Origin of the sequence: Pseudomonas sp. ICMP 8385 (assembly GCF_002699915.1) — a bacterium.
Lineage (GTDB): Bacteria > Pseudomonadota > Gammaproteobacteria > Pseudomonadales > Pseudomonadaceae > Aquipseudomonas > Aquipseudomonas gessardii.
Genome location: NZ_LKBY01000129.1, coordinates 1 through 13,684 on the forward strand (window position 1 = coordinate 1; position 13,684 = coordinate 13,684).

General features: G+C 56.8%; 14 protein-coding genes and 1 pseudogene. 4 read left to right on the forward strand and 11 right to left on the reverse strand.

Annotated elements, in window-relative coordinates:
* Positions 1 to 109: pseudogene (locus AO268_RS26105) on the forward strand (IS5/IS1182 family transposase); the annotation flags it as partial.
* A gap of 162 nt (positions 110 to 271) precedes the next feature.
* Here the strand turns inward: AO268_RS26105 and AO268_RS32485 are convergent.
* Positions 272 to 745, reverse strand: a complete 474-nt coding sequence (locus AO268_RS32485) for a hypothetical protein (protein WP_139273529.1) — start codon at positions 743 to 745, stop codon at positions 272 to 274.
* Positions 746 to 750: 5 nt separating this feature from the next.
* Positions 751 to 1,662 carry a recombinase family protein gene (locus AO268_RS26110; protein ID WP_099170298.1) on the reverse strand — a complete coding sequence of 304 codons (912 nt, stop codon included), beginning with the start codon at positions 1,660 to 1,662 and terminating at the stop codon, positions 751 to 753.
* A 206-nt stretch (positions 1,663 to 1,868) separates the two neighbouring features.
* On the opposite strand from AO268_RS26110, the gene AO268_RS26115 reads away from it, so the two are divergent.
* The 3 genes from AO268_RS26115 to AO268_RS26125 are packed head-to-tail and all read left to right on the forward strand — an operon-like array spanning position 1,869 to position 5,515.
* The gene (locus tag AO268_RS26115) at positions 1,869 to 2,108 is read left to right on the forward strand and encodes a ribbon-helix-helix domain-containing protein (protein ID WP_017335987.1); all 240 of its coding nucleotides are present in this window, start codon (positions 1,869 to 1,871) and stop codon (positions 2,106 to 2,108) included.
* Positions 2,108 to 2,518: a putative toxin-antitoxin system toxin component, PIN family gene (locus tag AO268_RS26120; RefSeq protein WP_017335986.1), complete on the forward strand. Its 411-nt coding sequence runs from the start codon at positions 2,108 to 2,110 to the stop codon at positions 2,516 to 2,518. Before AO268_RS26115 ends, AO268_RS26120 begins: the two co-directional genes overlap by 1 nt.
* 3 nt (positions 2,519 to 2,521) lie before the next feature.
* Positions 2,522 to 5,515: a Tn3 family transposase gene (locus AO268_RS26125; protein WP_099170299.1), complete on the forward strand. Its 2,994-nt coding sequence runs from the start codon at positions 2,522 to 2,524 to the stop codon at positions 5,513 to 5,515.
* Between the two features lie 102 nt (positions 5,516 to 5,617).
* On the opposite strand, the gene AO268_RS26130 is transcribed toward AO268_RS26125, so the two are convergent.
* The 9 genes from AO268_RS26130 to AO268_RS26175 form a co-directional block, all read right to left on the reverse strand.
* Positions 5,618 to 6,469, reverse strand: coding sequence for a universal stress protein (locus tag AO268_RS26130; RefSeq protein WP_017735064.1), 852 nt, complete (start codon positions 6,467 to 6,469; stop codon positions 5,618 to 5,620).
* Between the two features lie 11 nt (positions 6,470 to 6,480).
* On the reverse strand, positions 6,481 to 7,968 hold the full coding sequence (locus tag AO268_RS26135; RefSeq protein ID WP_017335983.1) for a SulP family inorganic anion transporter: 1,488 nt from the start codon (positions 7,966 to 7,968) through the stop codon (positions 6,481 to 6,483).
* Between the two features lie 582 nt (positions 7,969 to 8,550).
* Positions 8,551 to 8,856: a PadR family transcriptional regulator gene (locus AO268_RS26145; RefSeq protein WP_017335982.1), complete on the reverse strand. Its 306-nt coding sequence runs from the start codon at positions 8,854 to 8,856 to the stop codon at positions 8,551 to 8,553.
* Between the two features lie 10 nt (positions 8,857 to 8,866).
* On the reverse strand, positions 8,867 to 10,072 hold the full coding sequence (gene chrA / locus AO268_RS26150; protein WP_031318243.1) for a chromate efflux transporter: 1,206 nt from the start codon (positions 10,070 to 10,072) through the stop codon (positions 8,867 to 8,869).
* Positions 10,073 to 10,435: 363 nt separating this feature from the next.
* Positions 10,436 to 10,828 (reverse strand): c-type cytochrome, encoded by a 393-nt coding sequence (locus AO268_RS26155; protein WP_176561415.1) that lies wholly within the window; start codon positions 10,826 to 10,828, stop codon positions 10,436 to 10,438.
* A 114-nt stretch (positions 10,829 to 10,942) separates the two neighbouring features.
* On the reverse strand, positions 10,943 to 11,215 hold the full coding sequence (locus AO268_RS32490; RefSeq protein ID WP_138763869.1) for a hypothetical protein: 273 nt from the start codon (positions 11,213 to 11,215) through the stop codon (positions 10,943 to 10,945).
* Positions 11,216 to 11,257: 42 nt separating this feature from the next.
* Positions 11,258 to 12,247 carry an acrylyl-CoA reductase (NADPH) gene (acuI, locus tag AO268_RS26165; protein WP_044275555.1) on the reverse strand — a complete coding sequence of 330 codons (990 nt, stop codon included), beginning with the start codon at positions 12,245 to 12,247 and terminating at the stop codon, positions 11,258 to 11,260.
* A 44-nt stretch (positions 12,248 to 12,291) separates the two neighbouring features.
* Positions 12,292 to 13,260, reverse strand: a complete 969-nt coding sequence (locus AO268_RS26170) for an LLM class oxidoreductase (RefSeq protein WP_044275553.1) — start codon at positions 13,258 to 13,260, stop codon at positions 12,292 to 12,294.
* A 64-nt stretch (positions 13,261 to 13,324) separates the two neighbouring features.
* On the reverse strand, positions 13,325 to 13,630 hold the full coding sequence (locus AO268_RS26175; RefSeq protein WP_017735055.1) for an ArsR/SmtB family transcription factor: 306 nt from the start codon (positions 13,628 to 13,630) through the stop codon (positions 13,325 to 13,327).
* Positions 13,631 to 13,684: the final 54 nt, after the last annotated feature.

A 13,684-nucleotide genomic window follows, 5' to 3' on the forward strand; every position in this document is an offset into this window, starting at 1 on the left:
CCGTCGCATCGTGACGCGCTTCGACAAGCTCGCAACAAGTTTTGCGGCGATGGTCTCATTGGCCTGCGCTATGCGGTGCTTGCGACAATACTTTACGTACAGAGCCTAAGTTTTAGGATTATCCGCCATCCGAACGACGGTTGCGATGCCCTAATTTTCCCTATGCATTATCCCTTTAGTGTACGATTTTTTCCGAATTCTTTCACTTCCCCAACACGCGCTACGTTGAAATCTGGAGGATCGACGGCCACCAACGGTGGCAGATTTCAATTTAGGCGCTGATCTGCTTGAGCCTGCGGCTAAATTCAGTGGCCCGACTCGCTGAGACGCCGGCAAGTTTTGCCAGCAAGGCATTAGAAATGAGCCCCGCCAAATGCTGGTACCGGTCCAGTTTTGAAACCCGTTGGTACGGTACTGCACCCAAAAAATTTTGCCGTTGCTCAACTATGGCAAAGGGCACACCTACCGCACGGCTGATTTTCGCAGCTGACATTGTGCCGAACAGTGATTCGTAGCCGAGCCACGGACCTACACAGTTTTTGATTCGCTGTTGTGCTGGTTCTTTCGGCAGTGCTTCCGCAAGCTCACGGCCTAAAGCTTCACGCCAATTTCTAACCGTTGTGCGCGAAACCCTAGCGAGGTTTGCAACTTCGTCGTCATGCACAAGCCCCAAGAGGGTCTTATATGGCCGCAACGGATGGTTTGTAGGAGGGGTTTGGGGAGCAATGGAACCAAAAACCAACATAAGCCCTACCACCTCCGCTCAGAGCCCTCTTCCCAGGCATCCGCCTCGATAAAGCAATTACGCATCTCGGCCTCTTGGCTGATCTCGGTCAGCAGATCATGTACCGTCTTATCCAGTGCCTCATCGTTGCGATAGGGAATGCTCAGCGCGTAGTTGCCCGACTCAAGCAGCTTCATGCCGTAAGGTTCCAGGCAGTAACGCTCGATATTCTCCAGTGCCCGTTTTTTACCACGCACGAACTTGCTGTTGTTCTCGACGGCCAGGCGCAATATGACCGTCGCGATCCGTTCGGCATTGTCCACTGCCGGTGGGACCGTGATGTTGAGATGCTGGGTGATTTTTGCGGGTACGCCGATCGTTATGCCGCGATGCCGGAGGTAGCGATAAAGCGTGCTTTTGGAAATGTGCAGTTTCTTGCCAATGGCGCTCACACTTAACCGACCCTCTCGGTACAGCGTTTCTGCGGCCATAGCGGTCGCTTCCGCCTGAGCGGGCAGCCCCTTCGGGCGGCCACCGACTCGACCACGTGACCGTGCAGCGGACAAGCCTGCCTGTGTACGCTCACGAATCAACTCACGTTCGAACTCTGCCAATGAAGCGAACAGGTTGAACACAAAGCGGCCTTGCGCGTGGGTGGTATCGATGGGGTCATTCAGACTTTGCAGGCCAACGTTACGAGCGGCCAATTCACCGACCAGTTCGACCAGGTGCTTGAGCGAGCGCCTTAGACGATCCAGCTTCCAAATCACCACAGCATCACCGGCCCGTACATGAACCAATAATTTGTCCAGTTCCGGACGTGCGCTTTTTGAGCCGCTGGCAACGTCTTGATAGATCCGCTCGCACCCTGCCTTTGTCAGAGCATCGATCTGGAGGTCGGCGTTCTGATCCCGAGTACTCACCCGCGCATAGCCAATTTCATCAAAAGTACCGTTTACTCAACAGAGAAATTGAAAATAGAACCTTGATTAACGATACCAGTATTTAAAACCATAATATGGGCTAACTCGGAGCTGGGCAGGTCTTCCGTTAAAGTTCTATAAAACGAGGGTTTTATCGAACCGTTGCGGCGCAGTGAGGATCGAGTGTATAAACACATAAACACCTAACATTGGAAAAAGTCATGAATACCACTCGCTGGAACGTCGCCGTCTCCACCGACACCGACCAATCGCTTCGCATGTTTCTGGCCAGCCAAGGCGGTGGCCGTAAGGGCGACCTGTCGCGCTTCATCGAAGAAGCGGTGCGGGCACACATCCTGGAGCTGAGCGCCGAACAGGCCAAGGTTTCCAATGCCCATCTGAGTGAGGCCGAACTGACCGAAGCGGTTGAAGAAGCGCTCGACTGGGCGCGTAAGCGCTGATGCGGGTTGTATTGGATACCAACATTCTGTTCAGTGCGCTGATCTCACCGCATGGGTCTCCTGATGCGATCTATCGGGCCTGGCGTTCAGCTCGCTTCGAGGTGGTGACTTCACGGGCACAGCTCGACGAAATTCGTCGCGCCAGTCGTTACCCCAAGCTTCAGGCCATCCTTCAGCCTGCCAAAGTGGGGGCCATGATCAATAACCTGCAACGCGCCGTGGTATTGGAGCGGTTGACCATTGAGGTTGAAGCCGATGATCCGGATGACTCTTTTCTGCTGGCCATGGCTTTGGCGGGCAATGCGGACTACCTAGTAACCGGTGATCGACGCGCAGGCCTCTTGCAGCGCGGACATATCGAACGCACGCGGATTGTCACCCCCGCCGTGTTCTGCGCCGAGGTACTGTGATCGATGCCGGTTGGTTTTCTGACTCAGGAGCAACGCGACGGCTTTGGTCGCTACATCGATGCGCCCAGCCGTGATGAACTGGAGCGCTACTTCCACCTGAGCGATGAAGACCGTGAAGCCGTCCAGGTACTACGGGGCAACCATAACCGCTTGGGCTATGCCGTTCTGCTGACTACCGTTCGCTTCGTCGGTGTTTTGCCGGACAAACCCACGGCTGTGCCGGTGGAAGTCCTGCTTGTGCTTTGTCGGCAATTGGCAATCGCCGACCCTGACTGTCTTGTACGTTATAGCGATCATCGTCGCTGGATACATGCGGCCGATATTCAAGAGCGCTATGGCTATCGCCACTTTACTGACCCAGGCATCGGCTTTCGTTTGAGCCGATGGCTGTATGCCCTTTGCTGGACTGGTACTGATCGTCCTGGCGTGCTGTTCGAACGAGCTACCTCATGGCTGCTCACACAGAAAGTCCTATTGCCCGGAATTTCCCAGTTAGAGCGCTTCATTGTCCAACTGCGTAGCCGGGTTGAAGAACGCCTCTGGTACACCTTGGGCCGCAGCGTGACCGAGGAGCAAAGACAGCACCTACAAGACTTGCTTCTGGTGGCCGAAGGCAACCGTAGTTCCCGACTGGATCAACTACGCTCCGGCCCGGTGATGGTCAGTGGCCCTGCACTGGTTCGGGCGCTGCGTCGGCTGGATGATGTACGCGGGTTGGGTATCGCCTTACCGGCAGCTGCGCATATCCCTCCCAGCCGCATTGCCGCCCTGGCTCGCTTTGCCAACACCGCGAAGGTCACGGCCATCAATCGACTGCCGGCGTCGCGCCGGTTGGCGACGTTGGTGGCATTCGCGGTTTCCTTGGAAGCCAGTGCGCACGACGATGCTCTGGAAGTTCTGGAAGCGCTACTGCGTGATATCTTCAACAACGCAGAGAAGGCTGACAAGAAGGCTCGGTTGCGTAGTCTAAAAGACCTGGATCGCTCGGCGGCAATGCTCGCCGCTGCGTGCAAGGTCGTGCTGGATAGCTCGATCAGCGATGACAATGTCCGTGCCCGGCTGTTCAACGACCTGCCACGTGTCACGCTGGAGAAAGCCCTGGAAGAGGTCAATGCGTTGATCCGTCCGGCCAACGATGTGTTTTACCTCGCTCTGGAGGAGCGCTACCGCAGCGTGCGCCGTTTCCTTCCTGACTTATTGAAACATATTCGCTTCGGCTTCAGCCCGGCGGGTAAGGGTGTGGCGGCTAGTTTGGACTGGTTGCAACTGAACTTGCCTCGCAGGAAGCCGGAGGATGACGTGCCGCAGGAGATCGTGGCCAAGGCTTGGCAGAACCACATCACTCGCGAAGATGGCTCCCTCGACATGGGCGCCTATGTCTTCTGCACGCTTGATGCACTACGCACGGCCCTACGCCGCCGCGATGTCTTTGTTGCACCCAGTTGGCGCTATGCCGACCCGCGTATCGGTCTGCTCGATGGTGCAGAATGGCTGTCGGCGCGACCGATCATCTGTCGCTCACTGGGCCTGACTGTGGACGCCAAAACCACCTTGGACGCCTTGTCTGCCGAGCTGGATGCGACTTGGTACGCAGTCGCCGCTCGCCTGCCCGACAATCCTGCGATCCAGTTGAGTGAGAATACAGAGGGCAAAACCGAGCTGTCCCTCGGAGCGCTGGAGAAGCTGGAAGAGCCCAACTCGTTGCTGCAACTGCGTGCAGCCGTGGCCGACTTGATGCCGCGTGTCGATTTGCCGGAAATCCTGTTAGAAATCGCCGCTCGTACCGGCTTCACTGAAGCCTTCACCCATGTGTCCGAACGCAATGCGCGGGCCGACAACTTGGTGACGAGTTTGTGCGCAGTGCTCTCGGGAGGAGCCTGTAACACCGGCCTGGAGCCCTTGACTCGCAACGACAACCAAGCGCTGCGCCGTGACCGGCTGTCCTGGGTGAGCCAGAACTATCTCCGTGACGATACCCTGTCGGCAGCCAATGCCATTTTGGTGGCTGCGCAGAGTCAACTGGAGCTGGCTCAGGTCTGGGGCGGCGGCGAGGTGGCCTCCGCCGATGGCATGCGTTTTGTCGTACCTGTGCGTACCGTACATGCCGGCCCTAACCCGAAGTATTTCGGTACCGGCCGGGGCGTCACCTGGTACAACCTGATCTCCGACCAGTTTTCCGGTCTTAACGCCATTACGGTGCCCGGCACCCTGCGCGACAGCCTAGTATTGCTCGCGGTTGTGCTGGAACAACAGACCGAATTGCAGCCCACACAAATCATGACCGATACCGGTGCTTACAGCGATGTGGTGTTCGGGTTATTCCGTCTGCTCGGTTATCACTTCTGCCCGCGCCTGGCTGATGTCGGCGGTACCCGCTTCTGGCGCACCCGCCCGGACGCGGATTACGGCAAGCTCAACGGACTTGCTCGCCAGTCAGTCAAGCTCGACCTGATCGCCGAGCACTGGGATGACCTGTTGCGTTTGGCTGGCTCACTCAAACTTGGCCGAGTGCCGGCGACAGGCATCATGCGCACCCTACAAACGGGAGATCGTCCGACCCGTCTGGCCCAGGCGTTGGCAGAGTTCGGACGGATCGAGAAAACCCTGCATACGTTGACCTACATTGATGATGAGTCCAAGCGCCGCGCCACCCTGACCCAACTGAATCGCGGCGAAGGCCGACACAGCCTGGCTCGCGCCGTGTTCCATGGCAAACGAGGCGAGCTTCGCCAGCGCTACCGAGAAGGCCAGGAGGATCAACTCGGTGCCCTGGGCCTGGTGGTAAATATCATTGTGCTATGGAATACCCTCTACATGACGGCTGCCGTGGAGCGGTTAAAGCAGCACGGCTACCCGGTACAGGACGAAGACCTGGCTCGTTTGTCGCCGCTGATCTTCGAGCACATTAATATGTTGGGACGGTACTCCTTCGCGGTACCAGAAGAGGTCGCCCGAGGTGAGCTACGGCCACTGCGTAATCCAGACGACGATATTTAGGTGCGCAGGTCGAACTCAGTGGGCTATGTTGTCAGATAGCTTAGATGGGATTGACCACAGCATTTCTCAATAAGTAGAAACACTGTGGCTTAGAGAGTTATCTCAGCGCAGCAGCAATACAGGCATGGTGGCTGTTCGAAGCATCGTCGTAGTCGTGCTTCCTACCAAAAACTGCCTGATGCGTGAATGCCCATAGGCACCCATGACCAGCAGATCAATGCCGTGCTCTGTCTGATAATCGTGCAGAGCCGACTCCACCTCACCTTGTCTGATTTCAGCTTGGACTAGGAAGCCAGCCGAGAGAAGCATGCTTTGTGCTTTTCCCAGTGCCTCATGATTGCTCACCGAATCTGCACCGACCGTAACAAGATGAATGGGCAAGTCTTTGCAAAGCGAACTGGCGGCAAACATTTGGATGGTTTTGTAGGCTGTGGAGCTGCCGTCAAATGCGAGCATCACCTTTTCGGGCTTTTTATAGCTGTTGGCTGTGATCAGGATAGGCCGGTGAATTGTTCGCACTACAGCTTCTATCTGGCTGCCAAGGCTGTGCGCGTTGCGTGAGTTGTCTTCACCCACTCTTCCTATCACCAACAGTCGAATATCCTCCTGAAGGTCGCTCAGACTTTCTACCAAGTGTCCGTGGCGCTGCTTCAGCTCAGGAAACGCAGCGCCGGAAATGACCGTTCGCTCCCTGGCCTTTTCCAGCATGTGTTGGCCCTGTTCCAGAGCGAGTCTGGCGCGTTGGGCATCCAATGTAGCCAGCTCCTCCAGCAGATGCTCTCGACTGCCGAGACCAATATTTCCACTTAGGTCAGCTGCTGCTGGGTATTTCTCTTCATCCAATACGTGAAGCAAGGTAAGAGGCGCGTTGAGTCGCTGCGACGCCCATGCTGCGTAGTCGCAGACCGCCAATGAGGATTGTGAGTTATCAATACATGCCATTACGTGGGTCATTGTCGATCTCCTTAGTGGCTCATGAGCTTGTCGATGGCGCCAGGTTTGTCATGCACGCCAAAGCGGTCAACGATTGTGGCGCTGGCCTCATTTAGACCCAGCACTTCAACCTCGGCGCCCTCGCGACGGAACTTGATTACCACTTTATCCAGCGCGGCGACGGCGGTGATATCCCAGAAATGCGCCTGTGTCAGATCGATGGTGACCTTGTTGAGCGCTTCCTTGAAGTCAAAAACTTCGGTGAACTTGTCTGCCGAGCTGAAGAACACCTGGCCTACCACGCGGTAAGTCCGATGCGACTCCGTCTCTTCAAGACTGCTCTTGATATCGAGGTAATGTCCGACCTTGTTCGCAAAGAACAACGAAGCCAGCAGTACGCCGACCAACACGCCGTAAGCCAGATTATGCGTTGCCACGACCACCACAACGGTCGCGACCATGACGAGGTTGGTCGACAGTGGGTGCTCTTTCAGATTGCGCAAGGAATCCCAGCTAAAGGTGCCGATGGATACCATGATCATCACAGCAACCAATGCAGCCATCGGGATCTTGGAGAGCCATTCGCCGAGGAAAACGACCATCAGCAGCAAGAAAATGCCCGCGCACAATGTGGAGAGACGGGTACGTCCACCGGATTTCACGTTGATGATCGACTGGCCGATCATGGCGCAGCCTGCCATACCGCCGAGCATCCCGGCAGCGATGTTGGCAATGCCTTGACCCTTGCATTCACGGTTTTTGTTGCTGGTGGTATCGGTCAAATCGTCGACGATGGTCGCGGTCATCATGGACTCAAGCAGACCTACTACGGCCAAGGCGGCTGAGTACGGGAAGATGATGCGCAGAGTTTCAACGTTCAGCGGGACTTCAGGCCACAGGAAAATCGGCAGCGTGTCCGGCAGTTCGCCCATGTCACCCACAGTGCGGATATCCAGACCGAGGTAAATAGCAATGGCCGTCAGGGCCAGGATGCACACCAGCGGCGAGGGAATCAGCTTGCCGATCTTCGGTACATACGGAAACAGATAGATTATTCCGAGGCCCACTACGGTCATGGCGTAAACGTGCCAGGTCACGTTGGTCAATTCAGGTAACTGCGCCATGAAAATCAGAATCGCCAATGCATTCACAAAGCCTGTGACTACCGAGCGCGAAACAAAGCGCATCAGAGAGCCCAGTTTCAGGTATCCAGCGAGGATTTGAAGCACCCCGCAGAGCAAGGTGGCTGCCAGCAAATACTGAAGCCCGTGATCTTTTACCAGGGTGACCATCAGCAGTGCCATCGCACCGGTAGCTGCCGAGATCATGCCGGGTCGACCGCCGACGAAGGCGATGACAGCACAGATACAGAAGGAGGCGTAGAGACCGACCTTGGGGTCGACGCCGGCAATGATAGAGAAAGCAATGGCCTCCGGGATCAGCGCGAGCGCGACCACGATCCCCGCGAGCACGTCTCCACGGACGTTGGAAAACCACGTTTGTTTGAGCGATTGCAGCATCAGAATATCCAAGGCAATGCACCACACGCACACCAGGCAGATGGCGAGCGCGTCGATACGAATTCAAGTTGTGAGGATTATTTGGCTGTGTGCCTTGGGTGTAAAAACCGGGCATACAGCAGTACGCGACCGCGAGCGAAACTAGCGGAAGCGAGATGTTGCGAGGGGGCGTAGCGCTAAGGCGGCGTAGGCTGCCAGTAGATCGTTTGGAGTACAGTCATGCTGGTGTTCCTGTAGCTCAAGAGGTATGGCTGAACGATAAAGTATACCGTGAAGATATCGTCAAATGCGACCTGCTGCCTCGTTTGGGTCAGTTCTTCCAGCCGTGCTGATCTCCCTAGGGCAAGTCTTTCTAGATTAAACCGCGACGAACTCCGCTGTCAGGCAGTGTACACATGGTGGAGAGATCAATTCAGATCCTCCTGGGGTCGATAGAGAAATCGGAAAAAATCGTACGCTAAGCATTCGGCCTGTCAGGTTGAGGCCATAGAGATTGACGCCTTGGCGTCAGAAAATGCAGAAAGCGGCCCTAGTCTGACGCGGTGCCAGTGAACCGCCTGACGCCGAGTTGAAGCCGTAAACTCAGCAACCTTCGATCAACTCGCCGAACAGTTCCTTAACCTTTGCACGTGCCTCGACCAGCGCAACTTGGCCTTGCTCAGTGATCTCATAGACACGCCGTTCACGTCGCCCGGTGCGTTCGTGGCGTGAGGTCAAATAGCCCTTCTTTTCCAGCCCGTGCAGCATTGGGTATACCGTCCCGGCGCTCAGCTCGTAGCCGTGTCGTTGCAGTTCTTCGATGATTCCCAGTCCGAAGACGGGCTTCTCGGCTGCATGGTGAAGTATGTGCAGGCGGATCAACCCGCCGTACAGGTCTTTATCTGTCATTTTTCGTGCCTCACAGCGCGATACTCAACAGCCAACCCGCTGCACCGCTGCCGACGACAACTAGCCACGGCGGGAGCTTCCAGAACATCAGTGCGACAAGGGCGACCAGGGCCAAGACAAAGTCTTGCGGCTGAAATATGGCGCTAGTCCATACAGGGTGATAGAACGCGGCCAGCAGCAGGCCAACCACCGCCGCATTGACCCCAGCCAGCGCGGCTTGCATGCCTGTATTGCGACGCAGGCGCTCCCAAAATGGCATGGCTCCCACAACCAGCAGAAAAGAGGGTGCGAAGATAGCCAGTAGGCACACAATACCGCCGACCCAGCCAGAGGGAGCGGTGCTCATCGAAGCACCAAGGAACGCGGCGAATGTGAACAATGGGCCGGGCACCGCTTGAGCCGCCCCGTACCCCGCGAGGAAGGATTCATTACTGACCCAGCCGGAGGACACCACTTCGGCTTGCAGCAGCGGCAACACAACGTGGCCACCACCGAACACTAGTGACCCCACACGATAGAAGGCGTCCACTACCACCATCGTTGGACTTGGCAGCAATTTTGCCAAGATCGGTAGGCCAATCAGCAGGGCAAAAAATAACGATAGCCAAAGTGCGCCGGCCCGGTGACTGACCGTGATAGGTAGTGGGTCGTGCTCAACAGTATGTGCTGGCTTGAACAATAGTCGGCCTATGATGCCTGCGGCAGCAATCACACCAACCTGCCCCCACGCGGACGGTACGAGCAGGACAGCACAGGCGGCAATCGCCATTATTGTGACTCTCAGCCCATCCGTACACAGGTTGCGCGCCATGCCCCATACCGCTTGGGCGACTACGGCAACGGCCACCACTTTTAGGCCATGCAACGCGCCCGGCGAAACGGAATCCCCATAGTTGGAAATGCCCAGCGCGAACAGGATTAAAGCTACGGCCGAAGGCAGCGTAAAGCCTGTCCAAGCAGCCAGCGCCCCGCTATATCCAGCCCGTGATAGCCCCAACGCTATGCCGACCTGGCTGCTTGCTGGGCCTGGAAGAAATTGGCACAGCGCCACTAAATCAGCATAGCTGCGTTCAGACAACCAGCGCCGTCGCGTGACGAACTCGTCGCGAAAATATCCCAAGTGTGCGATGGGGCCGCCGAAGGAGGTCAATCCAAGGCGTAGAAAAATAAGAAAAACCGACCATGGGCTGCGGTCATCGGTGGAGGTATTAGTCATGCGTTGGCCTACCTGATTTTCCACAGATTAATCCATAATAATCGAACTTCGATAACGAAATTCGATTTTATAGCTGCCCAAAACGACTGGAGTACCGTGCAATTCGTACTGGGTGTCGCAATGCAAGTAATCGATGTTGTGCTAGCCGCTGGTTTTGTCTGCTAGCACAGTTCATTAGCAAAACACGCTTGGCCTTAGCGTACGATTTTTTCCGTTTTCTCTATTGCCCCCCTCCTGGTCACTCCGAATGCAAATAACTGGTCAAGAATGCAGCCGGCTGGTCAATAACGGCGCCAATGGGGTGGTCAAGTTGCGCAATGGTTTTATCGAGTCGGATGCCTGGGAAGAGGGCTCTGAACGGAGCTAGTCGGGCTTACGTTGGTTTTTGGTTCCATTGCTCCCCAAACCCCAACCATCGCGAGAGACGCCTTCGTGCATCGCACGCATGAATGCCGCCTCGGACCAGCGGCCGATTCCGCTATCCGGGTCGGGTGTGATGTTGGTCGAATAGATGACACCGAAGGGGGTAGGCATTCCATAGCCGCCGGCATAGGGCTGTCCGCCCTTCACCGTGTGGCAGGTCGCGCAGTAGCCTGCGCCGGCCAAGGCTTCACCCTTGACAACCAGCTCGGCGGGGAAGCCCGCAACCGAGCCCGGAGCGATGGGGGCGATGGTCGGCCGCCAGACCAGGGCGAAAAACAACGCCGCACCCAGGACGACCAGAATTACCAAGCCGATGTAGATCCGCTTAATCAAGACCGACCTCCTTAGCCCGGAGAGCTGATCTGGCTGAGTATAGCCGTGCGCGGCTCCTGTCCATTCAGGCTGACGTGTGGCAGCTAAATCTGAGGTTGGCGCAGCGCGGTTAAATCATGAAACGAGCGCCGAATAGAGGCATATGCCGACTAGAAAAGCCGGAAAAGAGCTTGAGCCTGTCTCCGAAAACTCCTCCTGAATGACCATCAACACCATGCTGCCGGCCACAAAGGAGAGCAGAAATGTCACGATCGGTGGTGATATCACCGTCATCAGCCCAATGGCCCAGCCAAGAGGAATCGCTGCTGAGAGGACCCAGCGACCGGTACTGAGAAAAGAGCTCTTGTGCAGCTCCAACAAGCGGTGGTCGACGACGAGAAAGTGCATGGCGATCGAGTGGGTGAAGAGCTGTGTACAGAAGTAGCCAGACTATCCATTTACGTCGACCACTAAGCGGCCACGAAGCTTGCCATCGATGATCTTCTGCGCCGCCCCCACAACTTGGTCCAAGGGAATGGTTGCGGCGAGAGACGAAAGAGTCTCTCGGTTGAGATCGCGGTCCAGGCGTTTCCAGGCCGCGTCACGGAACTCGTGGGGGGCCATGACGCTATCAATTCCCGCAAGGGTGACGCCTCGTAGAATGAAGGGGGCGACACTGGCGGGAAACTCCATTCCTTGAACGAGTCCGCACGCGGTGACTATCCCCCGGTAGCGGGTCTGGGCGCAGGCGTTGGCCAGGGTATGCGAGCCGACCGCATCGATCACGGCTGTCCAGCGCTCCTTCTGGAGTGGCTTGCCGGGAGCAGCCAGTTCCTCGCGCTCGATAATGTCCGTGGCGCCCAACTGCTCGAGGTAGTAGCGCTCCTGAGGTTTCCCAGTGGCTGCAACCACACGGTAGCCTTGGGCCGCCAACAGCGCTATGGCGATCGAGCCGACACCGCCTGTTGCACCGGTAACCAATACTTCACCGTCCTCGGGTTGTACGCCATGCTTCTGCACGGCATCGACCGATAGCGCGGCTGTATATCCTGCCGTACCGATAGCCATGGCTGCCCAAGTGCTTAAACTGTCGGGGAGACGAATCAGCCAGTCGGCTGGTACTCGTGCACGCTGGGCCAGACAGCCCCAGTGGCGCTCGCCGGCGCCCCAGCCATTGAGTACGACGCGCTGACCGGATAGAAAGCGCGGGTCGTCGCTTTCCAGCACCAGGCCGGCGCCATCGATTCCGGGCACCATGGGCCATTGACGTACCACAGGCGAGTGATCTGTCAGGGCTAGCGCATCCTTGTAGTTGAGGGTCGAGTACTCAACGCTGATGAGCACTTCACTACCGGCCGGTAAGTCCTCATCCTCCAGCTCAGTCACACGAGCAGAGAACCCCTGCTGGTCCTTGTTAAGCAATACTGCCTTGAAACTCATGAGCAATCCCCACGGATAATGATTTGATGCCTCACCACGCCGGCTTATGCTGACATGACGAAGTCAGGTAGAACGAACTGACCGAGTTCCTCAATGACCTCACCTGCGGGGCGTTGGCCGTATTTCAAATTGATGATCACATGGTTAACGCCGATCTCCTGCAAGCTGTGCAGCAGCGGGATCAGGTGATGTCGCCCCAGTTGATAGCCCAGGTGGATCGGCCGAGGTGGTGTCTGCGGGTTATCTGTCAGGTCGATGTATAGCGACTGGGTGAAGGGTTTGAACAGTTCACCACATTCGGCACGAACCGCCTTGCGCCAGTCCTCGACAATCAGCTGCTGAGTCTTCGGTGCACGCGGATAGCTGATCCAGCCATGACTGCAGCGGGCGATCCACTCCAGCGTCTGGCGGCTATGGCCGGTGACGAAGAAAGGAATTTCCGCCGTCGTCGGCTTGGGAATCAGATCGGCCCCCTCAAGCGTGCCGCCGGACCAGGTCAAAGGCACGAAACTGCTGCGCTGAACCTCGCGAAATACCTTGAGGTATTCGCGGAACAGGCTGTCGCGTTGCTCCGGGTCGACACCGAATGCCGGAAACTCTACTGGACGGTCACCGGAAGCCACGCCGAGTAACAGGCGGCCACCGCTGAGCTGATCGACACTAGTTGCGGCCTTGGCGGTGTGTAGGGGATTGCGGATTGGCAGGATGACCGACGCGGTGCCCAGCGCAATCGAGCGAGTGTGTGCCGCCATAAAACCCAGGTAGACCCAGGGATCGAAGACCTGGCCCGAATCACCGAAGCTGGGGTCGCGTAACGGCACGTCGCGAAACCAGAGGGCAGAGAAACCCAGCTTCTCGGCGCGTTGGGCCAGGTTCACTTGGTCGAGCATACTCGGCGTATCGCCGGTAAAGGCTTCGAGGGGGAAGAAAAGACCTAGGCTCAGGCGGCCTTGGCGGTAGGTGTGCTGAAAGCCAGGTTGTTGCTGATAGGGAATGGAATTCGGAGTTAACATCTTCTCTCCTACATATTTCAAAATATAGATTTTGAAGGGCTGAAAAAACGCCTGCGAGCAGGCATCAAATCAGCGCTTTCAAGGCCACCTGGAACGCCGCGATGTTCTGCTCATGGCGTTTGTAATAAGTCCAGGGACCGATGCGTTGTGAGGTCACCAGTTGCGCCCGCTGCAAGGCAGCGAGATACAGCGAGACGGTCGACTGCGACAGGCCTACCCGATCCTGGATGATGCTCACGCAGACACCGACCTGCTCAGGATCCACCTCCTGCTCGGGGAAATGATGACGCGGATCCTTCAGCCAACTGAGGATGTTCAGGCGTGTTGGGTTGTCTAGCGCCTTCAGCGCTTCGCTTACGTCGATACTCATAGGTCACGCACGATAACTATTTTTTGCGATATTACGATATGCCCGCTCAACCGA

Bases quoted from the DNA above. Each gene is read 5' to 3' on its own strand.
- acuI (WP_044275555.1), bottom strand. From the start codon at position 12,247: ATGAGTTTCAAGGCAGTATTGCTTAACAAGGACCAGCAGGGGTTCTCT.
- AO268_RS26175 (WP_017735055.1), bottom strand. From the start codon at position 13,630: ATGAGTATCGACGTAAGCGAAGCGCTGAAGGCGCTAGACAACCCAACA.
- AO268_RS26135 (WP_017335983.1), bottom strand. From the start codon at position 7,968: ATGCTGCAATCGCTCAAACAAACGTGGTTTTCCAACGTCCGTGGAGAC.
- AO268_RS26120 (WP_017335986.1), top strand. From the start codon at position 2,108: ATGCGGGTTGTATTGGATACCAACATTCTGTTCAGTGCGCTGATCTCA.
- AO268_RS26130 (WP_017735064.1), bottom strand. From the start codon at position 6,469: ATGACCCACGTAATGGCATGTATTGATAACTCACAATCCTCATTGGCG.
- AO268_RS26115 (WP_017335987.1), top strand. From the start codon at position 1,869: ATGAATACCACTCGCTGGAACGTCGCCGTCTCCACCGACACCGACCAA.
- AO268_RS26125 (WP_099170299.1), top strand. From the start codon at position 2,522: ATGCCGGTTGGTTTTCTGACTCAGGAGCAACGCGACGGCTTTGGTCGC.
- AO268_RS32485 (WP_139273529.1), bottom strand. From the start codon at position 745: ATGTTGGTTTTTGGTTCCATTGCTCCCCAAACCCCTCCTACAAACCAT.
- AO268_RS26145 (WP_017335982.1), bottom strand. From the start codon at position 8,856: ATGACAGATAAAGACCTGTACGGCGGGTTGATCCGCCTGCACATACTT.
- AO268_RS26170 (WP_044275553.1), bottom strand. From the start codon at position 13,260: ATGTTAACTCCGAATTCCATTCCCTATCAGCAACAACCTGGCTTTCAG.
- chrA (WP_031318243.1), bottom strand. From the start codon at position 10,072: ATGACTAATACCTCCACCGATGACCGCAGCCCATGGTCGGTTTTTCTT.
- AO268_RS32490 (WP_138763869.1), bottom strand. From the start codon at position 11,215: ATGCACTTTCTCGTCGTCGACCACCGCTTGTTGGAGCTGCACAAGAGC.